Origin of the sequence: Streptomyces sp. enrichment culture, assembly GCF_964272895.1 — a bacterium.
Taxonomy (GTDB): domain Bacteria; phylum Actinomycetota; class Actinomycetes; order Streptomycetales; family Streptomycetaceae; genus Streptomyces.
This window is the reverse complement of record NZ_OZ186832.1, coordinates 4,782,165-4,805,328: the sequence shown is the minus strand read 5'-3', so window position 1 is coordinate 4,805,328 and position 23,164 is coordinate 4,782,165. Positions and strand designations below refer to the sequence as shown.

The 23,164-nt window shown below is 71.8% G+C and carries 16 protein-coding genes; 9 read left to right on the top strand and 7 right to left on the bottom strand.

Annotation, left to right across the window (positions count from 1 at the left end):
* The first annotated feature begins 44 nt into the window (after positions 1 to 44).
* The gene (locus ACSU6M_RS21835) at positions 45 to 1,310 is read left to right on the top strand and encodes an amino acid deaminase (protein ID WP_437071547.1); all 1,266 of its coding nucleotides are present in this window, start codon (positions 45 to 47) and stop codon (positions 1,308 to 1,310) included.
* Between the two features lie 11 nt (positions 1,311 to 1,321).
* Positions 1,322 to 2,905, top strand: a complete 1,584-nt coding sequence (locus ACSU6M_RS21830; RefSeq protein WP_437071545.1) for an N-acyl-D-amino-acid deacylase family protein — start codon at positions 1,322 to 1,324, stop codon at positions 2,903 to 2,905.
* Between the two features lie 3 nt (positions 2,906 to 2,908).
* Here ACSU6M_RS21830 and ACSU6M_RS21825 read toward each other — a convergent pair whose 3' ends face one another.
* Both ACSU6M_RS21825 and ACSU6M_RS21820 read right to left on the bottom strand, forming a co-directional pair.
* Positions 2,909 to 3,808, bottom strand: coding sequence for a S1 family peptidase (locus tag ACSU6M_RS21825; RefSeq protein ID WP_437071544.1), 900 nt, complete (start codon positions 3,806 to 3,808; stop codon positions 2,909 to 2,911).
* A gap of 371 nt (positions 3,809 to 4,179) precedes the next feature.
* Positions 4,180 to 4,971, bottom strand: a complete 792-nt coding sequence (locus ACSU6M_RS21820; RefSeq protein ID WP_437071542.1) for a hypothetical protein — start codon at positions 4,969 to 4,971, stop codon at positions 4,180 to 4,182.
* Between the two features lie 125 nt (positions 4,972 to 5,096).
* Here ACSU6M_RS21820 and ACSU6M_RS21815 point away from each other — a divergent pair, with 125 nt between their 5' ends.
* The 3 genes from ACSU6M_RS21815 to ACSU6M_RS21805 all read left to right on the top strand — a co-directional run bounded on the left by ACSU6M_RS21815 (position 5,097) and on the right by ACSU6M_RS21805 (position 7,648).
* Positions 5,097 to 6,308, top strand: coding sequence for a pyridoxal phosphate-dependent aminotransferase (locus ACSU6M_RS21815; RefSeq protein WP_437071540.1), 1,212 nt, complete (start codon positions 5,097 to 5,099; stop codon positions 6,306 to 6,308).
* Between the two features lie 133 nt (positions 6,309 to 6,441).
* Positions 6,442 to 6,870 carry a hypothetical protein gene (locus ACSU6M_RS21810; RefSeq protein ID WP_437071538.1) on the top strand — a complete coding sequence of 143 codons (429 nt, stop codon included), beginning with the start codon at positions 6,442 to 6,444 and terminating at the stop codon, positions 6,868 to 6,870.
* Positions 6,871 to 7,144: 274 nt separating this feature from the next.
* Positions 7,145 to 7,648, top strand: a complete 504-nt coding sequence (locus ACSU6M_RS21805) for a nucleoside deaminase (RefSeq protein WP_437071537.1) — start codon at positions 7,145 to 7,147, stop codon at positions 7,646 to 7,648.
* A gap of 85 nt (positions 7,649 to 7,733) precedes the next feature.
* Here ACSU6M_RS21805 and ACSU6M_RS21800 read toward each other — a convergent pair whose 3' ends face one another.
* Together ACSU6M_RS21800 and ACSU6M_RS21795 are read right to left on the bottom strand one after the other, a co-directional pair.
* Positions 7,734 to 9,719 carry a calcium-binding protein gene (locus ACSU6M_RS21800; protein WP_437071536.1) on the bottom strand — a complete coding sequence of 662 codons (1,986 nt, stop codon included), beginning with the start codon at positions 9,717 to 9,719 and terminating at the stop codon, positions 7,734 to 7,736.
* 311 nt (positions 9,720 to 10,030) lie between these two features.
* Positions 10,031 to 11,854: a phosphoenolpyruvate carboxykinase (GTP) gene (locus tag ACSU6M_RS21795; RefSeq protein ID WP_437071534.1), complete on the bottom strand. Its 1,824-nt coding sequence runs from the start codon at positions 11,852 to 11,854 to the stop codon at positions 10,031 to 10,033.
* 325 nt (positions 11,855 to 12,179) lie between these two features.
* On the opposite strand from ACSU6M_RS21795, the gene trhA reads away from it, so the two are divergent.
* Together trhA and ACSU6M_RS21785 are read left to right on the top strand one after the other, a co-directional pair.
* Positions 12,180 to 12,893, top strand: coding sequence for a PAQR family membrane homeostasis protein TrhA (gene trhA, locus ACSU6M_RS21790; RefSeq protein ID WP_437071533.1), 714 nt, complete (start codon positions 12,180 to 12,182; stop codon positions 12,891 to 12,893).
* A gap of 60 nt (positions 12,894 to 12,953) precedes the next feature.
* Positions 12,954 to 13,685 (top strand): Mut7-C RNAse domain-containing protein, encoded by a 732-nt coding sequence (locus ACSU6M_RS21785; protein WP_437071532.1) that lies wholly within the window; start codon positions 12,954 to 12,956, stop codon positions 13,683 to 13,685.
* A 217-nt stretch (positions 13,686 to 13,902) separates the two neighbouring features.
* On the opposite strand, the gene ACSU6M_RS21780 is transcribed toward ACSU6M_RS21785, so the two are convergent.
* Positions 13,903 to 16,332 (bottom strand): galactose oxidase-like domain-containing protein, encoded by a 2,430-nt coding sequence (locus ACSU6M_RS21780; RefSeq protein ID WP_437071531.1) that lies wholly within the window; start codon positions 16,330 to 16,332, stop codon positions 13,903 to 13,905.
* An 88-nt stretch (positions 16,333 to 16,420) separates the two neighbouring features.
* Entirely contained in the window at positions 16,421 to 17,860 is a 1,440-nt protein-coding gene (locus ACSU6M_RS21775) for an ArnT family glycosyltransferase (protein ID WP_437071530.1), read from the bottom strand.
* A gap of 410 nt (positions 17,861 to 18,270) precedes the next feature.
* Here ACSU6M_RS21775 and ACSU6M_RS21770 point away from each other — a divergent pair, with 410 nt between their 5' ends.
* Together ACSU6M_RS21770 and ACSU6M_RS21765 are read left to right on the top strand one after the other, a co-directional pair.
* A complete protein-coding gene (locus tag ACSU6M_RS21770) occupies positions 18,271 to 19,536 on the top strand; it encodes a glycosyltransferase (RefSeq protein WP_437071529.1) in 1,266 nt (421 codons plus the stop codon).
* On the top strand, positions 19,533 to 20,726 hold the full coding sequence (locus tag ACSU6M_RS21765; RefSeq protein ID WP_437071528.1) for a glycosyltransferase: 1,194 nt from the start codon (positions 19,533 to 19,535) through the stop codon (positions 20,724 to 20,726). The genes ACSU6M_RS21770 and ACSU6M_RS21765 overlap by 4 nt, the downstream gene beginning before the upstream one ends.
* Before the next feature lie 275 nt (positions 20,727 to 21,001).
* On the opposite strand, the gene ACSU6M_RS21760 is transcribed toward ACSU6M_RS21765, so the two are convergent.
* Positions 21,002 to 23,035 carry a thioredoxin domain-containing protein gene (locus ACSU6M_RS21760; protein ID WP_437071527.1) on the bottom strand — a complete coding sequence of 678 codons (2,034 nt, stop codon included), beginning with the start codon at positions 23,033 to 23,035 and terminating at the stop codon, positions 21,002 to 21,004.
* Between the last annotated feature and the right edge of the window lie 129 nt (positions 23,036 to 23,164).

Below are 23,164 nucleotides of genomic sequence, written 5' to 3'. Positions count from 1 at the left end.
ATGGTCGTTGCACCCACCGCAACGCACCTGATCAGGGAGGTCCCATGAGTACCGAGTCGCTCGCAGAACTGGCCGCCGAGCGCGTGGACCACCGCTTCAAGGGCCTCCCCCCGGACGCCGACGGCCTCACCGTCGGCGAGCTGGCGGCCCAGCGCCGCAACCTCTTCACCGACGGCTTCACCACCCCCGTCCTCGCCCTGTCCGCCGAACGCCTGGAGCACAACCTGCGGCTGATGGAGACGTACGCCGAACGCCACGGCCTCGTCTTCGCCCCGCACGGCAAGACCTCCATGGCCCCCCAGCTCTTCCAGCGGCAGATCGAGCACGGGGCGTGGGGCATCACCCTCGCCGTGCCCCACCAGGTGCGCGTGGCCAGGGCGTTCGGGATCCGCCGCGTCTTCCTCGCCAACGAGCTCGTCGACCCCGCAGCCCTGCGCTGGATCGCCGCCGAGCTCGCGGCCGACCCGGACTTCCGTCTCGTCTGCTACGTCGACTCCGTGCGCGGCGTGGAACTGATGGACGCGGCCCTCAAGGGCACCGGCCGCCCCCTGGACGTCGTCGTGGAGCTGGCCGCCGGCGAGGGCGCCCGCACCGGGGTGCGGACGGAGGCGGAGTGCGGGGCGGTCGCCGACGCCGTGGCGGCCACGGACACCCTGCGGCTCGTCGGGGTCGCGGGCTACGAGGGCGAGGTGCCGCAGGCGACGCCCGAGCGGGTGCACGCCTGGCTGCGGCGCCTGGTGGCGCTGGCCGCCGGCCTGGACAAGGCGGGCGCCTTCTCCCGCACGGACGAGATCGTGGTCAGCGCGGGCGGCAGCGCCTGGTTCGACGCGGTGGCCGACGTGTTCGCCGAGATCCCCGAACTGTCCCGCCCGGTACTGAAGTTGCTGCGCTCGGGGGCGTACGTCTCGCACGACGACGGCCACTACCGCAAGCTGACCCCGTTCAACCGGGTCCCCGAGGAGGGCGCCCTGGAGCCCGCGTTCCGGCTGTGGACCCAGGTGGTCTCCCGGCCCTCGGCCGAGCAGGCGTTCGTCAACGCGGGCAAGCGCGACGCGGCCTACGACCTCGACCGGCCGGTCGCCCAGACGGTGCGCCGGGACGGCGTGGAGCGCCCGGCGGACGGGGTCGAGGTCGTCGCCCTGTCCGACCAGCACGCCTGGCTGCGCCTGTCGTCCGGGGCGGACGTGCAGGTCGGGGACTGGGTCGCGCTGGGCCTGTCCCATCCGTGCACGGTCTTCGACAAGTGGCAGCTGATCCCCCTGGTCGAGGCGGACGGCACGGTCGTCGACTACATCCGCACGTTCTTCTAGGAGGTACGGCCATGGAGGACCTGGTCATCCGGGACGCGGACGTCGTCGACGGCAGCGGCGGTCCGTCGTACCGCGCCGATGTGGTGGTCGACGGCGGCCGGATCGTCTCGATCGTCAAGGAGGCGGCGGCCGCGGGCTGCCAACGCCCCCGTGCCGTGCGCGAGCTGGACGCGGAGGGCCTCGTCCTCTCCCCCGGTTTCATCGACATGCACGCGCACAGCGACCTCGCCCTGCTGCGGGACCCGGACCACAGCGCCAAGGCCGCGCAGGGCGTGACGCTCGAAGTGCTCGGCCAGGACGGGCTGTCGTACGCGCCCGTCGACGACCGCACCCTCGCCGAGGTCCGCCGGGCGATCACCGGCTGGAACGGCTCCGGCGACGACATCGACTTCGACTGGCGGTCGGTGGGCGAGTATCTGGACCGGCTGGACCGGGGCATCGCCGTCAACGCGGCCTATCTGATCCCGCAGGGCACGGTCCGCGCGCTGGTCGTGGGCTGGGAGGACCGTGCGGCGACGCCCGAAGAGCTCGACCGGATGCGGCGGTTGGTCGCCGAGGGGCTGGAGCAGGGCGCGGTCGGGCTGTCCTCGGGGCTCACCTACACGCCGGGCATGTACGCCGAGGACGCCGAACTGACCGAACTGTGCCGGGTGGTGGCGCGCTACGGCGGCTACTACTGCCCGCACCACCGCTCCTACGGCGCCGGCGCGCTGGAGGCGTACGCGGAGATGGTGGCCCTCACGCGGGAGGCGGGCTGTGCGCTGCACCTGGCCCACGCGACGATGAACTTCGGCGTGAACAAGGGCCGGGCGCCACAGCTGCTGGCCCTGCTGGACGAGGCGCTGGCGGCCGGCGCCGACATCAGCCTCGACAGCTACCCCTACACCCCCGGCTCCACCACCCTCGCGGCCCTGCTGCCCAGCTGGGCGAGCGAGGGCGGTCCGGACGCGGTGCTGGCCCGGCTGGCGGACGACGCGACGGCGGAGCGGATACGGCACGATCTGGAGGTCACCGGGTCGGACGGCTGCCACGGGGTGCCGGTGGAGTGGGACACCATCGAGATCTCGGGCGTGGGCGACCCGGCCCTCTCCGGTGAGATCGGCCGTCGCGTGGACGGCTGGGCCACCGCCCGCCGGCTGCTCCTCCAGGACCGGCTGGGCACGTCGATCCTCCAGCACGTGGGCCACGAGGAGAACGTCCGGCACATCATGCGGCACCGCGTCCACACGGGCGGCTCGGACGGCATCCTCCAGGGCGCCAAGCCGCATCCCAGGGCGTACGGCACCTTCCCGCACTACCTCGGTCACTACGTCCGTGAGCTGGGCGTGCTGTCCCTGGAGGAGTGCGTCGCCCACCTCACCTCACGGCCCGCGGCCCGGCTCAGGCTGCCGGACCGCGGTCTGGTGCGCGAGGGCCACCGGGCCGACCTGGTGCTCTTCGACCCGGCGACCGTCGCGGCGGGCTCCACCTACGAGCGTCCGCGCGCCCTGCCGACGGGCATCCCGTACGTCCTGGTGGACGGGCGGTTCGTCATCGACGACGGGCGGCGGACGGACGTCCTGGCGGGGCGGTCGGTGCGGCGCACCCCGGTGTGATGCCTACGGCTTGGGCAGGGTGCAGCCACTCGCGTACAGGTCCAGCTTGCTGTCGAGGCCGAAGCAGGCGGCGAACTGGTAGGTCTGCTGGGCGTAGTTGATGCCCTGGCGGACGGTGACGTTGCCGCTCTCGTCGACCTCGCAGGGGTTGTTGAGGGTGCAGCGCTCGCCGTCCTCGTTGCCCGTGTTGTTGACGGCGACGACCCGGCCGGTGGCCTGGTCGACGACCGGGGAGCCGGAGGTGCCGCCGATGGTGTTGCAGGCGGAGGTGTAGCGGACGGAGTCCTTCCAGGTCCAGTCGCCCTCGCGCATCCGGTACACGAAGCCGTCGATGGAGCAGTTGTAGATGCGCTTCCAGTACCCGGAGACGACGCTGATGGCGGTCCCGGCGACCGGGTGGGTGTCGTTCAGGGTGAGCGCGTCGATGCCGTAGGAGCTCTTGATCTGCCCGTAGGTGCGGGTGAGCTGGTAGACGGCGGCGTCGGTGTCGGTCATGGTCGCGTAGGCGATCTTGCTGGCGCGCAGGGTCGCCACCCGGCTGCCGGCGGAGTTCAGCAGGGAGAAGGAGCGGGTGGAGGCGCGGTCGACGACGACCTGGCCGGGGCCCAGGAAGCCGGACTCCAGGCAGTGGCCGTTGGTGAGCACCAGGGCCGGGTCGTCGGCGGCGGAGTCCGGCATGCGGATGACGGAGCCGGAGCAGTTGCTGAGCGCGACCGTGCCGGCGAAGTTCACCGCCCGGACCGCGGGCGCGGCCGCGGGCTTCGCCGCGGATCCGGACACGGATCCGGACACGGATCCGGCCGCGGGTGCCGCCTCGGTGTCCGGTGCGGCGGCGAAGGCGGGTGCCGCGCCGGTCCCGGTGATCACCAGGGCGGCGAGCGCGGCGAGGAGAGGCTTCTTCATGTGGGGGTCCCCTCTGATGTGCGTGAGCGACCGGAGATCTTCCGGCCGCCCCGTACTTGTCATGCGCATTGTTAATGCGGGGTCACGAGGGGACAAGGAGACGTTTCCGGCCCGGGCGGCCGGAACTCGCGGGTGGGCCGGGAGATGTCCGGGTCGGCGACAACGGCCACGCGGAGGACACGCCGAGCCGACCGGGCTCCGGCAGGCCCCCCCCCGGCGCCGCCGGCATGATCCGGAAGCCCTGGGGGTCTGGCCGATCACGCCGGGCTCCCGGCGCCCGGCACCGCGCCTCGCCGCGTTGCCGTCAGCCCCCGACTCCCCCACGCCCGGACCGGGCTCGCGCGGAGGCACCCCCTCGCATCGACTCCGTCCTAGCGCGGCCCCTTGGGCTTGCCGTTGCCGCGTCCCGGCTTGGTGGAGGTGGTGGCCGGGGTGGGCTCGGGGGCGGCCGTGGTCGCGGTGGGGGCAGCGCCGGTGGCGGAGGGTGCGGGCTCCGCCGGGTCGGTGGAGGTCCGGGCGGGGGCGGTGGGCGAGGCGCTCGGGGAGCCCGAGGCGGGGGCGGTCCCCGCGGCGGAGGCGGAGGGGTCCGCGCCGGTGCCGCCGCTCCCGTCGGAGCCGGTCGCCCCGTCGGCCGGGTCCGCCCCGCCGGTCTCCGGCGTCCCGGCGGTCCCGTCCGTCTCGGTGCCGGCCGCGTCCTCCGCCGTCGGTCCCGTGCGGTCAGGGCGGCTCAGCTCGTCGTCGTCCGAGGACCCGCCGAGGGAGAAGGTGACGACCAGCGCCGCGAGCGACACCACTGCGACCGCGCCGCCCGCGAGCAGCAGCCGCCGCTGACGCCGGGCCGCGGCCCGGCGGGCACCGCGCCGCCCGCCGACGGGCGCCACGGGGGACGGACCGGCAGAGGGATCCGCGCCGGGATCCGCGTCGGTCACCCGCGGCAGCCGCGCGGTCTCGTCGTAGGCGTTCTGCCAGCCGTGGGCGGCCGCCGGATCGGCGTACTCGTCGTAGGCGGGGGCGGCCCCGGCGTCCTGCGGGTGGTACACGCTCGGCGTCACGCCCCGCACAGCCTGTACACCGTGCACGCCGGGCACGCCCTGCACGCCGTATACGCCGGTCGCGTCGGGGTCGGCGTACGACCCGCCCTCGGGGTGACGGTGCTCTGACATGGCCGCGGATTCTAGTTACCGATGGGTCTGTTGGGACAGCCGTCGGCAAAAACCCCCCAAACCGTGCGTCTCACGTGGCGGAAAACACGACGCGGGGCCCCTGAGCGGGCCGTAAGCTCCCAGACATGCAGGTGATCCAGTCGACCAAGCTCGCCAATGTCTGTTACGAGATCCGGGGCCCGGTTCTCGAGGAGGCCATGCGGCTTGAGGCGGCGGGCCACCGCATCCTCAAGCTGAACACCGGCAACCCGGCGGCCTTCGGCTTCGAGTGCCCGCCGGAGATCCTGGAGGACATCCTCCGCAATGTCTCCGGCGCCCACGGCTACGGCGACGCCAAGGGCCTGCTGGCCGCGCGCCGCGCGGTCGTGATGCACAACCAGACCCTCGGCATCGAGACGGACGTCGAGCACGTCTTCATCGGCAACGGCGTCTCCGAGCTGATCGTGATGGCGATGCAGGCCCTGCTGGACGACGGCGACGAGGTCCTCGTCCCGGCCCCGGACTACCCGCTGTGGACGGCGGCGGTGTCCCTGTCCGGCGGTACCGCGGTGCACTACCGCTGCGACGAGCAGTCCGACTGGATGCCGGACCTCGCGGACGTGGAGCGCAAGGTCACCGACCGCACCAAGGCGATCGTGATCATCAACCCGAACAACCCCACCGGCGCGGTCTACGACCGGGCGATGGTCGAGGGCCTGACGGACATCGCCCGCCGCCACAACCTGCTGGTCTGCTCGGACGAGATCTACGACAAGATCCTCTACGACGGTGCCGCCCACGTCCCCACCGCGTCGGTGGCCCCGGACCTGCTGACCCTCACCTTCAACGGCATGTCGAAGGCGTACCGGGTGGCCGGCTACCGGGTGGGCTGGATGGCCGTCTCGGGCCCGCGCGCCCACGCCGAGTCCTACATCGAGGGCCTGACGATCCTGGCGAACATGCGCCTGTGCGCGAACATGCCGGGCCAGCACGGGGTGGTCGCCGCGCTCAGCGGACGGCAGTCCATCAACGACCTGGTGCTGCCGGGCGGGCGGCTGAAGGAGCAGATGGACGTCGCGCACGCGATGCTCACCCAGATCCCCGGCGTGACGTGTGTGAAGCCGAAGGGGGCGCTGTATCTGTTCCCGCGGCTCGATCCCAAGGTGTTCAAGATCAAGGACGACCGGCAGATGGTCCTCGACCTGCTGCGCCGCGAGAAGATCATGGTCGTCCAGGGCACCGGCTTCAACTGGCCGGAGCCGGACCACTTCCGGGTCGTGACCCTGCCGACGGCACGGGACCTCCAGGAGGCGATCGGCCGGATCGGGAACTTCCTGGACGGCTACAGCCAGCCCTGACCGGCCCGGCCGTGCGGCCGTCGAGCGCATCGGGCGCCCTCCACACATCTGGAGGGCGCCCATTTTCTTGAAGAGCTCAACTTTAGACTCAATCTAAGCTAGGATGTCTTCCGTAGAGAGCAGGAGGCCATCCATGTACGAACCGATCCGCACCCCTGCTTCCCGCAAGGGGTCCGCCCACCACGCGATGGCCGGCACGTCCTCGGACTTCCCCCACCGCTCGCGCGAGGAGGAGCTGGACATCCAGCTCGCCGGGCACCTCGGAGCGCTGCTCGCGGTCACCGACGAGCTGCGCGCCCTGGCCCCGTCCGCCGATCTGGACGCGGCGGCCGCCCGTCTCGTGGAGCAGGTGTCGCGGCTGCGCGGCGGCTCCGTACCGGTCCGCGCGGTCCCGAACGCCACCGGCGATGCCAGGGCCCTGCACCAGCGCGCCCACACGCTCGCCGGACGGGCCCTGGTGGTCGCCGCGTCCCGTGCGGACACGGCGGCGGCGATCCTGGCGGCCGAGCGGATGGACGCCCACACCGAGGCCCTCGCGTCCCGCGAGCCGGCCCTTCCCTGAGCCCCCCGCGGGCTCCTCCCGACGGCCCCGGTCCGCGTGCGACCGCAGCGACGCGCGGACCGGGCGCCACGGCACTGCGCCGGCCGCGTTCACCTCGGCGGCGTCGATCAGAGCTGAGTACGGGTTCTGGCGGCGCTGGGCGCTGTAGGAAGCTACGAAGAACCGGTCCCGGCCCGGCGCCTGTTTCATGCCTTTCCCTCCTGGCTGATTCCACTCCCCCGGCTGTGTACTCCTCACAGGCTGCGACACAGCACGGCGAACTGAGGGAGCGACCATGACCACCCAGACCCAAGAGGCCAACGCCCGGGAACTCGAGCTCACCTGGATGGCCCAGGCGATCACGCTGGCCACGAACAGCGTGCACAACGGTGGCGGTCCCTTCGGGGCGCTGGTCGCGAAGGACGGGGAGGTCGTCGCGAGCGGGAACAACCAGGTGACCGCCACCCTCGACCCGTCGGCGCACGCCGAGGTCAGCGTGATGCGGGCCGCGTGCCGGGAGCTGGGCACCTTCTCCCTCGAGGGCTGTGTGCTGGTCACCTCGTGCGAGCCGTGTCCGATGTGCCTCGCCACCGCGCTGTGGGCGCGGGTCGACCGGATCGTCTACTGCGCGGACCGCCACGACGCCGCGGTGGCCGGCTTCGACGACCGCAAGTTCTACGACCTGCTGGAGAAGAAGCCGCAGTCGATGTGGCCGATGACGGTCGAGCACCTGGACCTGCCCAACCGCACGGCCCCCTTCGACGCCTGGCTCGCCAAGGCGGACCGCATCGACTACTGAGGCCGTCCGCCCCAGCGACGAAGGGCGGATCCCGGTGTGCACCGGGATCCGCCCTTCGCTGTCCCCGACCGGGGCCTCCGCCCGGCTAGGGGCAGCTGATGCGGGTGTCGCCGCTGTCGGTGGTGCAGGTGTCGTATCCCGAGCCGCCGTTGGCGCTGTCGTTGCCGCTGACGCTGTCGACGGTGTCCAGGCGGTCGTTGCCGTAGTTGCCGATGAGGTAGTCGCTGCCGGGACCGCCGACGAGACGGTCGTCGTGGTAGCCGCCGTCGAGGCGGTCGTTGCCGAAGCCGCCGTGGACGGTGTCGTTGCCGTAGCTCGCGTTGACGGTGTCGTCGCCGCCGAGGGTGCAGATGACGTCCGCGCCGGTGGTTCCGGTGAGGGTGTCGTTGCCGCTGGTGCCGATGCGGGTGCAGCCGCGGGAGTTGCCGACCGTGGTGGTCTTGGTGGCGCTGTTGTCGGTGGAGTCCGGGTCGGTGCTGGTGGAGCTGATCGTGACCCGGTCGGTGAGGGTGCCGGTGGCACGCGGCTCGACCACGAGCGTGACGCGGGCGGGGGTGGTCGCGGTGACGCTGCCGAGGGTGCAGCTCACCGTGGTGGCGGTGGTGGTGCAGCTGCCCTGGGTGGTGGTCGCCGAGATCACCGTGGCCGCCGGTCCGCTGAGCGTGTCGCTGAGGGTGACGCCGGTCGCGGTGGTGCCGGCGGTGGTGTTGCTGACGGTGATGGTGTACGTGGCGCGGTCACCGATGTTGACGGTGCTGGTGCCGGTCTTCGTCACCGACAGGTCGGGGTTCACCGGCGGCGGGGGCGGGGGTGTGCCGCCGCCCTCGAAGCGGGCCAGGGCGAAGTCGCTGCCCGGCCCGCCCTGGCCGACCGCGACGATCCTGCCGTCGGGCTGGAGGGCCACGCCGTAGGCCGCGTCGGCGCCGCCGAAGTCGGCGGTCGCGACCCCGCCGGTGCCGAACCCGGTGTCCTGGCTGCCGTCGGGGTTGTAGCGCAGGACGGCGAAGTCGCCGCCGGGCCCGTTGCTCCCGGCGACCACGATCCGGCCGTCGCCCTGGAGCACCACGTCCGAGGCGCCGCCGCCTCCGGTGGTCAGGACCTTGCCGTCGCCGTCGAAGCCGGTGTCCAGGGAGCCGTCGGGGAGGTAGCGGGCGAGGGCGAACCTGCCGCCGCTGCCGCCGGCGGCGACGATCTTGCCGTCGGGCTGGATCACGACCTCCTCGACCCCGTCGTAGTCGCCGAAGTCGGTGCGGACGATCCCGTCGCCGTCGAAGCCGGTGTCCACGCTGCCGTCGGTGTGGAAGCGCATCAGCATGAAGTCGAAGCGGGTGGACCCGACGTCGCCGCCGATGACGATCTTGCCGTCGGGCTGCAGCGCCATGCCGTCGGCGCCGCCGCCCGCCTCCAGCGAGCCCGGCACCGGGTCGGCGGTCACCACGCCGTCGCCGCCGAAGGAGCTGTCGGGGGTGCCGTCGCCGAGGTAGCGGGCGAGGGCGACGTGACCGCCGGTGTAGCCGGCGGCGACGATCCGGTTCTGGGAGTCGATCGCCACGTCGAGGGCGTCGGTCGGGCCGGCGATGTCGGCGAAGACCCTGCCGTCTCCGCTGAAGGTGTCGTCCAGGCTGCCGTCGGGGTTGTAGCGGGCCACCACGAACCAGCAGCAGTTCTCGTACTCCCGCCAGCTGTGGCCCACCACGACGATCTTCCCGTCGGCCTGGAGCGCCACGGCGGCGGCCTCGCTCCACTGGAGGTTCGGCTCCATGTTGTTGATGGGCGTCGCCACGGTGCCGCCCGCGCCGAAGCTCTGGTCCAGGCTGCCGTCGGGGTGGTGGCGGGTCAGCGCGAAGCGGCTCTCCACCAGCGATTCGTCGGAGGAGTAACCGACGGAGACGATCTTGCCGTCGGGCTGCAGGGCCACATCGGCGGCCCGGTCGGTGTCGGCGAGGGTGGTGAGGACCGTGCCGTCACCGCCGAACGTCGGGTCGAGGTCGCCCGGCGCCGCGACCGCGGTGCCGGGGAGGGTCAGCACGAGTGCCAGGACGGTCGCCGCGACGGTCCCGGCCCGGGCCATGAGGGACCGGCGACGGTCACCGGGGCGACGCCACGCTCGTCGCACAGGGGGTGTGAGCATGCGCGACAGCCTTGCGCCGCTCGCACACCCGTGCCTCGGGCACGACCGGCGTTGATCTCACCGGACGCACGAAACCATCCCGACGGGTGACGGGGCACAGCAGCACGGCCCCGCACGCCGTTGTGCGGGGCCACGGTTCGTGACGATGTGCCGCCACCCGCGGCCGGCCGTGACGATCACTGGTCAGGGCTCCCATCGGACCGGCCGCGGGGGGATCTCGGGGGGCCTTCGGCCCCGTTCTCTACGGGCCGTCAGCCCAGGCGCTCGACCAGAGCGCGGTACTGGTCCCACAGCTCCTTCGGCGTGTGGTCGCCGAAGGTGTTGAGGTGCTCGGGCACCAGCGCGGCCTCCTCGCGCCACACGTCCTTGTCGACGGTGAGCAGGAAGTCCAGGTCGGACTCGGACAGTTCGAGACCGTCGGTGTCCAGGGCCGCCTTGGTCGGCAGGATGCCGATCGGCGTCTCGACGCCCTCGGCCCTGCCCTCCAGGCGCTCCACGATCCACTTCAGGACACGGGAGTTCTCGCCGAAGCCGGGCCAGACGAACTGGCCCGCGTCGTTCTTGCGGAACCAGTTGACGTAGTAGATCTTGGGCAGCTTGGACTGGTCCTTGCCCTTGGCCACGTCGATCCAGTGGCCCATGTAGTCGCCCATGTTGTAGCCGCAGAACGGCAGCATGGCGAACGGGTCGCGGCGCAGCTCGCCGACCTTGCCCTCGGCGGCGGCGGTCTTCTCGGAGGCCACGTTGGCGCCGAGGAAGACGCCGTGGTTCCAGTCGAAGGACTCGGTCACCAGGGGTACGGCGGTGGCGCGGCGGCCGCCGAAGAGGATCGCGGAGATCGGCACGCCCTTGGGGTCCTCCCACTCGGGCGCGATGATCGGGCACTGCGAGGCGGGCACGGTGAAGCGGGCGTTGGGGTGGGCCGCCGGGGTCTCGGAGGCCGGGGTCCAGTCGTTGCCCTTCCAGTCCGTCAGATGCGCGGGCGGCTCCTCGGTCATGCCCTCCCACCACACGTCGCCCTCGTCGGTGAGCGCGACGTTGGTGAAGACCGCGTTGCCCCACAGGGTCTTCATGGCGTTGGCGTTGGTGTGCTCGCCGGTGCCGGGCGCGACGCCGAAGAAACCGGCCTCGGGGTTGATGGCGTAGAGGCGGCCGTCCTCGCCGAAGCGCATCCAGGCGATGTCGTCACCGATGGTCTCGACCGTCCAGCCGGAGATCGTGGGCTCCAGCATGGCCAGGTTGGTCTTGCCGCAGGCGGACGGGAAGGCGGCGGCGACGTACTTGGACTCGCCCTGCGGCGGCGTCAGCTTGAGGATCAGCATGTGCTCGGCCAGCCAGCCCTCGTCGCGGGCCATGACGGACGCGATGCGCAGGGCGTAGCACTTCTTGCCGAGCAGGGCGTTGCCGCCGTAGCCGGAGCCGTAGGACCAGATCTCGCGGGTCTCCGGGAAGTGGGAGATGTACTTGGTCTGGTTGCAGGGCCACGGCACGTCCTGCTGGCCCTCCTCCAGGGGGACGCCGAGGGTGTGCACGGCCTTGACGAAGAAGCCCTCGTCGCCGAGCTCGTCGAGGACGGCCTGGCCCATGCGGGTCATGGTGCGCATGGAGACGGCGACGTAGGCCGAGTCGGTGATCTCGACGCCGATCGCGGACAGCGGCGAGCCGAGGGGGCCCATGCAGAAGGGCACGACGTACATGGTGCGGCCCTTCATGGAGCCGCGGAACAGACCCTTCTCACCGGCGAAGATCTCCTTCATCTCGGCGGGGGCCTTCCAGTGGTTGGTCGGGCCCGCGTCCTCCTCCTTCTCGGAGCAGATGAAGGTGCGGTCCTCGACGCGGGCCACGTCCGTCGGGTCGGAGGCCGCGTAGTAGGAGTTGGGGCGCAGAGCCGGGTCGAGCTTCTTGAAGGTGCCCTTGGCGACCAGTTCCTCGCAGAGCCGCTCGTACTCGGCCTCGGATCCGTCGCACCAGACCACGGCGTCGGGCTGGGTGAGTTCGGCGATCTCGTTGACCCAGGTGACCAGTTCCTGGTGGTTGGTGGGGACGACGGAGGGAGCCGCGATGTCTCGCGCCACGATTGCTCCTAAGTGAGGGTTTTTGTCCTGTCTGCCCCGTGGGGGCCGCGACCCGGATGCTTCGCAGCCGCTCATCCGGTGCCGACCGCACTCATTTGATCATCCGACGTTCGCGCGCATCTGTCCAGAGGACCGCACAGGTGAGCAGAGTGAGGATCGCCACGTGTGACATCGTTTCTTTGCGTCCACATGGCGTTCGGCAAAAAGTTCTTTGCCTTGACAGCACTCGGACGGCGGACGGCAACCGTGAGACGATGGCCACTCCTGACCGCCCATCTCGCCGCACCGCTCCGTAAGTTACGGGTCCGTAGGTACGATGAGGCGTATGACTGCGTCCGTCACCGACGCGCCTCTGGAGACGCCGGCCGCCGGCCGCGGTTCCGTCGCGCCCACCCTGCCGCAAGAGATCAAGCCCAAACTCCGTGGCTGGCTGCACCTCGGCATGTTCCCGGCCGTACTCGTCGCGGGCCTCGTCCTCACCGCGCTGGCGGACTCCCCGCGCGGTCGCCTGGCCTGCGGCATCTACGCCCTCACCGCCTGTCTGCTGTTCGGCGTGAGCGCGCTGTACCACCGGGGGAACTGGAGCCCCCGCATGGACGGCGTCCTGCGCCGGCTCGACCACTCCAACATCTTCCTGATCATCGCGGGCACCTACACCCCGCTGACCCTGCTGCTCCTGCCCGGCGCCAAGGGACAGTGGCTGCTGTGGGGCATCTGGGGCGCCGCGGCGGCCGGGATCCTCTTCCGGGTCTTCTGGGTCGGCGCCCCGCGCTGGCTGTACACCCCCTGCTACATCGCCATGGGCTGGGCGGCCGTCTTCTTCCTGCCCGACTTCATGCGCGCGGGCGGCATCGCCGTCCTCGTCCTGGTGATCGTCGGCGGCGTCCTCTACAGCGCGGGCGGCGTGATCTACGGCATCAAGCGGCCCAACCCCTCACCGCGCTGGTTCGGCTTCCACGAGGTCTTCCACTCCTTCACCCTGGCCGCGTTCGTCGTGCACTACGTCGGCATCTCGCTGGTGGCCTACCAGCACGGGTGAGGTCGGTGGACCCCGCAGAAACCGGAGAGGCACGCACGGCCTCCGTGCCATGCTGATCAGGTGAACGCACCCGTGATCCACGTCGACATCGCCCCGGAACTCGCCCTGTTCGTCGCCCATGAGCGGCGCCGGGGAGCCACCGCGCTGCGCACCGACGGCGTGTCGACGCTCGGGCATGTCGTCGAGTCCCTCGGCGTGCCCCTCACCGAGGTCGGCGCCCTGGTCGTCGACGGCCGGGACACCCCCGTCGCGCACATCCCGCGGGACGGCGAGACGGTCAGTGTCCGCCCGGTCGCCCGCCCCCAGCAGGTCCCCGGCGCCCCGCTGCGCTTCCTGCTCGACGTGCACCTGGGCACCCTCGCCCGCCGGCTGCGGCTGCTCGGCGTGGACACGGCGTACGAGTCGACGGACATCGGAGACCCGGCGCTCGCCGCCCGCTCCGCCGCCGAGCAGCGGGTCATGCTCAGCCGCGACCGCGGTCTGCTGCGCCGCCGCGAACTGTGGGCCGGCGCCTACGTCTACAGCACCCGCCCCGACGACCAGCTCCGTGACGTCCTCGACCGGTTTAACCCCGAGCTGCGCCCCTGGACCCGCTGCACCGCCTGCAACGGCCTGCTGCGCGAGGCCACCAAGGAGCAGGTCGCCGACCAGCTCCACCACGGCACGCAGCGCACGTACGACGTGTTCGCGCAGTGCGGGGACTGCGGCCGCGCCTACTGGAAGGGCGCCCACCACGACCAGTTGGAGGCCATCGTCGAGGGCGCGCTGAGTATGCGTACTCGGCGCGGCTGAGCAGCAGCGCCGACGACCGAGCGCGGCAGCCGCTGTCCGGCCTACGGCGAGCAGTGCTCGCCGATCCCCGGCGCGGTGGTGTGGGGCTGCTTCTGGGCGTCGGTCGCGGCCGGGGTGCCGGCACGGGTGTGGCCCCGGACCCGGTGGGTGTCCGCCAGGTTCGGGGCCGTGATGGTGCAGTGGGGCGCTCAGGTCACGCTGGGCGCGATGATGATCCTCAGCGGCGCCTGACGAGGTCGCCTCTGCCGCAGGCGACGCCGTCCTTGTTGCGGTCGAGCCGGTGCCGGTCGCGGCCGTGGACGGCGAGCTTCGTGCCGTAACCCTTGTCCTTCAGCCACTGGCACCGCTCGACCTGGGGCATCGCGGGGAACTTCCACGGCACGCACTGGTCGATGGTGCCGTAGGAGTGGTCGCAGCCGTCGTAGCCCTGGGGCATCTTCCTGCCCTGGTGGTGCCGGTGGCCCCGGTCCGCCGTGACGGGCGTCTCCGCCAGGTCGTCGGCGTACGCCTGGACGCGGGCCTCGGCGACCTGGCCGGCCGCGCCGACGCGCACCCACCGGGACACCGACGGCACGCCGCCTGCGTCGACCACGCTCAGCATGTACCAGCCGGGCGGGGCCAGATTGGGGTTGCTGGTCAGGCTGAGGTCGACGGTGTTGCCGTCGACGGTCATCGGCAGGTCGACATAGCGCTGGTTGGGGTCGGAGGAGTGGGTGACCGCGGCCGGGCGGATCAGGGACGCCTTGACCACCGGCTTGTCGACCGTGATGCGCTGCGAGGTGCCGTACGCCCACGAGGTGCTCCGCACCGAGGTGATCTGCGGGCGCTCGCCCTTGAAGAGGTAGGGCGGCTTGTAGATCGACACCCGCTGGTCGAAGGAGCCGTCGCCCGGATTGTCGCCGATGGACATCACCCGGCCGTCGGGCAGCAGCACGGACGAGGAGTGGTAGGTGCGCGGCACCGGGTCGGTGGCCAGGCCCGGCTGGAAGGTGTTGGTGGCCGGGTCGTACATCGACGCCTCGAAGACCGGGTCCTCGCGGTAGGTGTGCAGGGCGCCGCCGGTCTCCAGGACCTTGCCGTCCGGGAGGATCACCGCCGACAGGTACACCTTGCCCTCGTCGCCGGTCTGCGGGCTGCCGTCCTGGTAGCGGCCCTGCGGCAGATCGGGGCCGGGGACGTAGGCCGGGGAGTCGGCCTTCATGTCGATGACGTCGACCAGCCGGTGCGCGTGGGGCGAGACGGTGTGGTTGCCGCCGCCCATGGTGATGACCTTCTGGTCCTGCGCGGGCGGCAGCAGCACCGACATGGACTGGTCGCGCTCGTCCTTGCGGCGCAGTCCGGGCACGTCGGCGATGGTGCCCGCCCGGTAGTCGTAGACGGAGGCGCCCGAGCCGGGCAGGCCGCCGCCGAAGACATGGCTGCCGGTGTAGAAGAGGCGGCCGTCCTGGAGCAGGATCATCGACGGGTACAGGCCCCAGAAGGACCATGCCTGCTTGGCCTCGCCCATGGGCAGCCACTTGTTCTGGGCGTAGGAGAAGTGCTCGTTGACGACCGTGCCGGAGGAGTCCTCGCCGAGGCCGCCGAGGGCGATCACGTCACCGTTGCCCATGGCGGTGGCCGACGGGTACCAGTGGCCGGCGAGCATGTCGTTGACCTTGACGTACTTGTCGATCGCCGGGTCGAAGACGTAGCTGGACCTCAGGCCCTTGTAGCCGACGCTGCCGTCGGGCAGGGCGTAGTCCTTGTTGCCGCCCACCACCAGTACGCGCCCGTCCGGGAGTTGGACGTGCCCGGCGCAGAAGAAGTCCTCGGGGGTGGGGATGTCGGTGTAGGTGCCGGCGACCGGATCGTACAGCGAGGTCTTGAAGGTGCCGGCGCGGAAGGCGTCCTGGTCGTTGCCGGAGCCGGCGATCAGCAGCACCTTGCCGTTGTGCAGCAGCACGGAGTGGATGGCGCGCACCGGCGCGTCGAGGGTCTGGACCGTCCATTGGCCCGTGCACTCCGGTCCGGTGCCGCCCGCCGTGCAGGGGTCGGGTCCGGTGGGGACGGTGGCGTCGGTCATGGCGTAGTCGTCGGTGGTGAGGGTGCCCACGCCGTACAGGGCGCCGCCCCAGGTGATCTGGTCGGTGTCCGGCGGGATGACCGGGGTGCGGACCTCGGTGCGGGTCCAGCCGGCCGACTGGGCGAGGGTCTTGAGGTCGGTCCAGTAGACCCAGCCGAGGGCGGTGTCGTGGCGGAAGAGGGTGAACGCCACGTTGGGGGTCGTGGACCTGTACCAGAACGACAGGTCGTACTGGTGGCCCGGAGTGACCTGCGGGGCGCAGGCGTTCTCCAGCATCATCGTCTTGCGGTCGCCGTCGCCGCGCCGGGTGAGCTCGATGCGTACGGCGCGGCTGCCGGAGTGGGCGTCGTCGGTGACGGTGAAGGTGAAGTCGTTGTCGCCCCAGCCCGACTTCTCGAAGCACTGCGGGAACTGCGTGTGCGCGTCGAGGACTTCGAGGCCGGGGTTCCTGACGAGGTTGGTGGCGGCGGTGGCGGGCGGGGCGCCGAGCGGGCCGAGGCCCAGCGCGGCGGCGAACAGGACGAGGGCACAGACGAGCAGGCGGGCGGTTCGTCCGCGTGCCGGTCTTCGGACTGCGTACGGCAAAGGTGGTCCCCCCTTGTTGCCTTGCGGGCGCGGTCCTGCGGGAGAGCCGGCCGGTCGCCTCACGGGCGGGGCCGCGCGGACCGCCGGTTCACCCGTCGTTGTGGATGCGCAGGATGTCGATGCGGCCGCCGCCCTCGCCGAAGGTGGCGACGGGGGTGGCGTGCGCGAACAGGTCGCGCAGGGTGGGCAGATGCTCGCGTTCGCCGCGCAGGGCGGGCGTGGACACGACGTAGTCGATGTCCTTCCAGCCGTGCGGCAGGGTCTTGGTGACGGCCGGGTCCTGGTCGAGCTTGTAGTGCCAGATGACACCGGTGCCGGGCCGGTATCCGGCGTCGACGGCGTCCAGCCACAGCACGCCGTCGGTGACGATCCGGACCGTCGCGCGGTCGCCGGTGTCGGTGTCGTGCAGCCAGCGGGAGGCGTCGTGGTAGACGCCGGTGTCGTCGGCGGTGGTGGCGGTGCGGTCCCGTTCGTACCAGTGCGGTCCGGCGAGCAGCGCCGCCCCGGCGAGGGCGGCGACGGCCGCGGCGGGCCGCAGCCGGGGCCGTCCCGGCAGCCGGGTGACCAGGGTCTCGGCGAGCCCGGCGACGGTGAGCGCCAGGAACGGCAGGGCCTGCACGATGTACATCTGCGGCAGATAGCCGCCGGGCCTGAGCGCCACCAGCGCGAGGACCAGGACGGCGAGCGCGGCGGGCCGCAGCCGGCGTACGGCCAGCGCGCACACGGCGGCCACGGCGCCGCCGATCAGCAGATACGGGTCGCGGTCCAGCCAGTCGGTGAACAGCCGGTGCGCGTCGGTGCCGTCCTGGAACACCGAGCCGCTGCCCTCGCGCCCGCCGAGCTGGAACTTCAGCGTGCCGAGCAGTGACACGTGTCCGCTGCCGGGCAGCAGCTCCCCCTTGAGCAGGGCGTACAGGGGATAGAAGAGGACGGTCAGCACGAAGCCGGAGCCGAAGCCCGCGAGGGAGAACTTGCGGGTGCTGGGGTGGCTGCCCTGCCACAGGGCGACCACCAGCACGGGCAGCAGGACGGCGATGGTCTCCTTGGAGAGCACCGCCAGCGCGAGGGCGATGCCGGCCGCGACGTGGTGCCAGAGGTGGCGGCGCGGGGAGAGGGCGAAGGCGACGGCGACCAGGACCCACAGGACGGCGAAGTTGTCCAGGTAGATCTGCCGGTGCAGGACGACCGCCAGCGGGGAGAGCGCGTACAGCAGCGTCGCGGCGGCGGCTGTCGGGCGGGCGAGGCCGAGGCGCCGGGCGATGACGTACACGAGGACCATGGCGGCCGCGGCGACGGGCAGCATGGCGATCCGGCCCTGGACGTAGGCGGGCAGGTCGGGCGCCAGCCACTCGGGCAGCCAGGACAGGCCGGCGAGCTGGATCCAGCCGAGCGGCGGGTGGTCGTACCAGTAGGTGTAGTGCGCGAGTTCGCCCTGCCGCACGGCCCACGCCTGCGCGAGATACGTGCCCTCGTCGTCGTTGGGAAAGGGGAAATTCCCTATTCCGAAAGCCCTTACCAGAATGCCCACGGCAAGCACGGGCGTAACCCAGAAATAATCCCGCCGCACCCCGCGTTCGCGCACCGGCGGGGAAACGGAAGCGTAACGTTCGGAAGCGTCGACTTCGGGCCCGTCATACGCACGGGCGTGCGATACAGCTGTCCCCATGTATGGAATCCCCCCAGCCACTCGATGCACCCGACTCGCGCGAACTTCCCCCTCGAAACCCCCCGGAATCAGGCATGCTGCTGCATCATGGCACAGCTTCCGGCCAGGCATGAGGGGAATTCAAGATTCCGGTTGAGGCGAGGATCACCACCCCGAGGCCGCATTGCGACCGAAATGTTGAACCTGCTAGCTTCGACTGACTTTACCCAGGGGGGGAAAGATCACAGCCGTTTTCACGGCAGGGGAAGACCAGAAGACCAAGGGGGGAATTCATGGTCTCCGTTGTGCTTTTCATCGATTCCATCGTGCTCATGGCCGCCGCCGGCGTGACGCTCTGGTGGATGCTGCACGCCTGGCGCACGCCCGAGACGCTGGAGTCGACGGCCTTCGCCGAGCCGGACGGCCGCGCCGAGCTGTCCTTCTCACTGCTGGTCCCGGCCCGCCACGAGGAGGCCGTGCTCAGGCACACGGTCGAGCAGATGCTGCGCATCGACCACCCCGCCTACGAGATCATCCTGATCGTCGGCCACGACGACCCCGGCACCTCCGCGATCGCCCACGAACTCGCCGCCGAGCACCCCGGCCTCGTGCGCACGGTCGTCGACACCCACGAGAAGAAGAACAAGCCCCGCGCCCTCAACACCGCCCTCCCCCACGCCCGCGGCCAGGTCATCGGCGTGTTCGACGCCGAGGACGTGGTCCACCCCGAACTGCTCACCCACGTCGACTTCGCCTTCCGCCGGGAGAACGCCGACGTCGTGCAGGGCGGGGTCCAGCTCATCAACTACGAGAGCAGCTGGTACAGCCTGCGCAACTGCCTGGAGTACTTCTTCTGGTTCCGCAGCCGGCTGCATCTGCACGCCCGCAAGGGGTTCATCCCGCTCGGCGGCAATACGGTGTTCGTACGATCCGATCTCCTGCGCGGGACCGGCGGCTGGGACGGCAACTGCCTCGCCGAGGACTGCGACCTGGGCGTGCGGCTCTCCTCCGGCGGCGCCAAGGTCGTCGTCGCCTACCACTCCGCGCTCGTCACCCGCGAGGAGACGCCCGACTCGATCAAGGCCCTCTACAAGCAGCGCACCCGCTGGAACCAGGGCTTCCTCCAGGTGCTGCGCAAGGGCGAGTGGCGCCGGCTGCCGGGCGTGGGGCAGCGGCTGCTGGCCCGCTACACCCTCAGCACCCCGTTCGTGCAGGCCGCGACCGGTGTGATGATCCCGCTCGGCATCCTGTTCGCCGTCATCGGCGGCGTCCCGCTGCCGTTCTCGATGTTCGCCTGGCTGCCCATGCTGCCGATGGCCGCGATGATCGTCTTCGAGGCGGTCGCGCTGCACGACTTCGGCCGCGAGTACGGTTTCAAGATCGGCTTCGGCCACTACGCCAAGCTCGTCCTCGGCGGTCCCGTCTACGCCGTCATCCTGGCCGCCGCCGCCCTGCGGGCCGTATGGCGCGAGTACACCGGCCGCCGGGACTGGGAGCTCACCTCCCATGTCGGCGCCCATCTCACCCAGCAGACGCCCCAGCCCCAGGAGGCCAGGTGACGGCGCCGACCGCCGATGTGTCCATCGTCGTCCCGACCTTCGACGAAGCCGCCAACTTCCACCCGCTGCTGACGCGGATCGCCGCCGCGGTCCCGGTCGGCACCCGCGTCGAGGTCGTCTTCGCCGACGACTCCACAGACGACACCCGCGCAGTGATCCAACGGGAGGCGGCCCTGGCGGATCTCCCCGTGATCCTGCACCACCGCGAGGTCCCCGAGGGCGGACTCGGCGGCGCGGTCGTCGAGGGCGTCGCGCGTGCCTCGGCGCCCTGGATCATCGTCATCGACGCCGACCTCCAGCACCCGCCCGAGCTTATCCCCGCCCTGCTCGCCCGTGGCGAGGCGACCGGCGCGGAACTCGTCGTCGCCAGCCGCTACACCTCCGGCGGCGACCGCGGCGGCCTCGACGGCGGCTACCGGAAGCTGGTCTCCAGCGCCTCCACGCTGGTCACCAAATCCCTCTTCCCACGCGCCCTGAGCGGACTGAGCGACCCGATGAGCGGCTTCTTCGCGATCCGGCGCACGGCGATCGACCGGGCCGGGTCCGCGCCGGAGGGTCTTCAGCCGCTGGGCTACAAGATCCTGCTGGAGCTGGCGGTACGCTGCCGGCCGCGCGGCATCGCCGAGGTGCCCTACGCCTTCGGCGAGCGGCACGCCGGGGAGTCGAAGTCGACGGCCCGCGAGGGCATGCGGTTCCTGCGCCACCTGGTCACCCTGCGCACCGCCGACCCGCGGGCCCGGGCGGTGGTGTTCGGGATGATCGGGCTGTCCGGGTTCGTCCCCAACCTGCTGCTGCTGTGGCTGCTCACCGGGTGGGGGCTGTGGTACACCCCCGCCGAGATCGTCGCCAACCAGGCGGGGCTGCTGTGGAACTTCGCCCTGATCGATTCCCTCGTCTACCGCAACCAGCGGCGCCACCGCCGCCGCGGGGTGCGCCTGCTGTCGTTCGCGGCCGTGGGCAACGCCGATCTGATCGCCCGTATCCCGCTCGCCGCGCTGCTGATGAGCACGGCGGGCATGGCGGCCGTACCGGCGACCGCGGCGGCGATGGCCGTCGTCTTCACGGCCCGCTTCCTGGTCGTCGACCGCTGGCTGTACCACCGGCTGCCGGGACGACCGAGCGCCCCCACCCCGACCCCGACCCCGACCCCGACCCCGGCGGCGGAGCCGGTGCCGGACCCGCTGGGCTGATCCGGTACGGGGCCTGCTGGGTTGCGCCGGTGCCGGGCCCGCCGGGCTGTGCCGGTACGTGGCCCGCTGGGCTGTGCCGGTGCCGAGGCCCGCGGGGCGGATTCGGTGCGGGGGCCCGCTGGGCTGATCCGGTACGGGGCCCGCTGGGTTGTGCGGGTGCGGGTGCGCGGGGCTGAGCCGATACGGGGCCGCTGGGTTGAGCTGGTGCCGAGGCCCCCCGAGCCGAGCCGGTGCCGGGACCGATGGGCCGGGTTGAGGGCCGCGTGGGCCCCTTCTTACGGCGTGAGCTTCTCCCGTAGGGCCTGCTCGTCCGTGACCGGTAGGTCGCAGACGAAGTTGCGGCAGACGTATGCCGTCGGCGCGCCGCCCACCAGGGTGCGGTCGGCCAGCAGCGGGAACTCGTCGCTGTCCGGGGTGCCGTAGGCGACGACCGCGCCGGGTGCGGGCGACAGCAGCGCGGCGCGGTGCAGGGCGCGGGCGGCCGGGTCGTCCGGCGTCGGGCCGACGACGGCGACCTCGCGCGGCCCGTCCAGCCGTGCCTCGGCCACGGCGAGGCCCCAGCCGATGAACCGCGGCACCCGCGGGCCGAGCGCCTTGACCACGCCCAACGCCCGCTCGGCGGCTACCCGGTGGGGCTCGGCGCCGGTGTGGGCGGCATAGGACAGCAGCGCGCCCGCGGCGGCGGTCCACCCGGAGGGGGCGGCGTTGTCGGTGGGGTCCTGGGGGCGCCGGATCAGCTGCTCGGCGTCCGCGGCCGTGTCGTAGAGCGCGCCCGACTGCTCGTCGGTGAACCGGGCGAGCACATGGTCGAGGAGCAGTCCGGCGAAGTCCAGCCAGACGCCCTCGCCGGTGACGGAGGCCAGCGCGAGGAAGCCCTCGGCGACATCGGCGTAGTCCTCCAGCACCCCGGCGTTGGCGCCGACGCGGCCGTCCTTGCTGGTCCGGGCGAGCCTGCCCTGGTCGTCGAGATGAACCCGTACCAGCAGATCGGCGGCCGCCACCGCCGCCTCCACCAGGTCCGGCCGCTCCAGGCAGGCGCCGGTCTCGGCGAGCGCGGCGATCGCGAGCCCGTTCCAGGCGGCGACCACCTTGTCGTCCCGCCCGGGCGCGGGCCGCTCGGCACGCGCGGCGAGCAGCCGCTCCCGGACCGAGGCGAGCCGTGCGGCGTCGAACACCCCCTCGTCCTGCGGCAGTTGCAGCACCGAGGAACCGTGCTCGAAGGTGCCCTCCTCGGTCACCCCGAAGTACTGCGCGGCATAAGCGGCGTCGTCGTCGCCGAGCACCTCGCGCAGCTGCGCCGGCGTCCACACGTAGTACGCGCCCTCGACATGCCTGCCGGTGCCGTCGTCGCTGTCGGCGTCCAGTGCGGAGGCGAACCCGCCCTCGGGGGTGCGCAGTTCACGGACCAGGAAGTCGGCGGTCTCCAGCGCGACACGGCGGGCGAGTTCGGAGCCGGTGGAGCGCCAGAGGTGGGTGTAGACGCGGCAGAGCAGGGCGTTGTCGTAGAGCATCTTCTCGAAGTGCGGCACGACCCAGTCCCGGTCGACGGAGTAGCGCGCGAACCCGCCCCCGAGCTGGTCGTAGATGCCGCCCCGCGCCATCCGCTCGCAGGTGTCCCGCGCCATCTGCAAGGCACCCTCCGCACCGGTGCGCGCATGGTGCCGCAGCAAGAACTCGATCACCATCGACGGCGGGAACTTCGGCGCCCCGCCGAACCCGCCGCGCTGCGGGTCGTACTCCCGCGTCAGCCCGAGCAGCGCCTGCGCCAGCTCCGCCTCCCCCGGCGCCTCCGTCCCGCCGAAGTCGAGCTGCCGCCCGGCCAGGTCCCGCACGATCCTCCCGGCGACCTCGGCGACCTCCTCCCGCCGCTCCGCCCAGGCATGCCGCACTCCCTCCAGCACCTGCCGGAACGAGGGCATCCCCTGCCGCGGCGCCGGCGGGAAGTACGTACCGAAGTAGAACGGCTCCCCCTCCGCCGTCAGGAACACCGTCATCGGCCACCCGCCGTGCCCGGTCGCCGCCTGCACCGCCTCCATGTACACGGCGTCGACGTCGGGCCGCTCCTCGCGGTCGACCTTGACGCTCACGAAGTGCTCGTTGAGGAAGTCGGCGGTCTCCTGGTCCTCGAAGGACTCATGCGCCATCACATGGCACCAGTGGCAGCTCGAATACCCCACACTCAGCAGCACGGGTTTCCCGCTCCTGCGCGCCTCCTCGAACGCCTCGTCCGACCAGGGCCACCAGTCGACCGGGTTGTCGGCGTGCTGGAGCAGATAGGGCGAGGTCTCATGGGCCAGTCGGTTCGGCATGGTCCCATCCTGCCCGACACCCCCGGACGCGCGACCTCCGACGCGACACGTCCCGCTGATCTCCGCCCCCTGTCGCTCGCGCGCCGGGCGAAGGACACTCGTAGGCAACGGAGTTGCCGCCGGAGGGGG

Coding starts and splice junctions, on each gene's coding strand:
- ACSU6M_RS21835 (WP_437071547.1), top strand. CDS start 45: ATGAGTACCGAGTCGCTCGCAGAACTGGCCGCCGAGCGCGTGGACCAC.
- ACSU6M_RS21825 (WP_437071544.1), bottom strand. CDS start 3,808: ATGAAGAAGCCTCTCCTCGCCGCGCTCGCCGCCCTGGTGATCACCGGG.
- ACSU6M_RS21820 (WP_437071542.1), bottom strand. CDS start 4,971: ATGTCAGAGCACCGTCACCCCGAGGGCGGGTCGTACGCCGACCCCGAC.
- ACSU6M_RS21760 (WP_437071527.1), bottom strand. CDS start 23,035: ATGCCGAACCGACTGGCCCATGAGACCTCGCCCTATCTGCTCCAGCAC.
- ACSU6M_RS21805 (WP_437071537.1), top strand. CDS start 7,145: ATGACCACCCAGACCCAAGAGGCCAACGCCCGGGAACTCGAGCTCACC.
- ACSU6M_RS21770 (WP_437071529.1), top strand. CDS start 18,271: ATGGTCTCCGTTGTGCTTTTCATCGATTCCATCGTGCTCATGGCCGCC.
- ACSU6M_RS21830 (WP_437071545.1), top strand. CDS start 1,322: ATGGAGGACCTGGTCATCCGGGACGCGGACGTCGTCGACGGCAGCGGC.
- ACSU6M_RS21815 (WP_437071540.1), top strand. CDS start 5,097: ATGCAGGTGATCCAGTCGACCAAGCTCGCCAATGTCTGTTACGAGATC.
- ACSU6M_RS21810 (WP_437071538.1), top strand. CDS start 6,442: ATGTACGAACCGATCCGCACCCCTGCTTCCCGCAAGGGGTCCGCCCAC.
- ACSU6M_RS21800 (WP_437071536.1), bottom strand. CDS start 9,719: ATGGCCCGGGCCGGGACCGTCGCGGCGACCGTCCTGGCACTCGTGCTG.
- trhA (WP_437071533.1), top strand. CDS start 12,180: ATGACTGCGTCCGTCACCGACGCGCCTCTGGAGACGCCGGCCGCCGGC.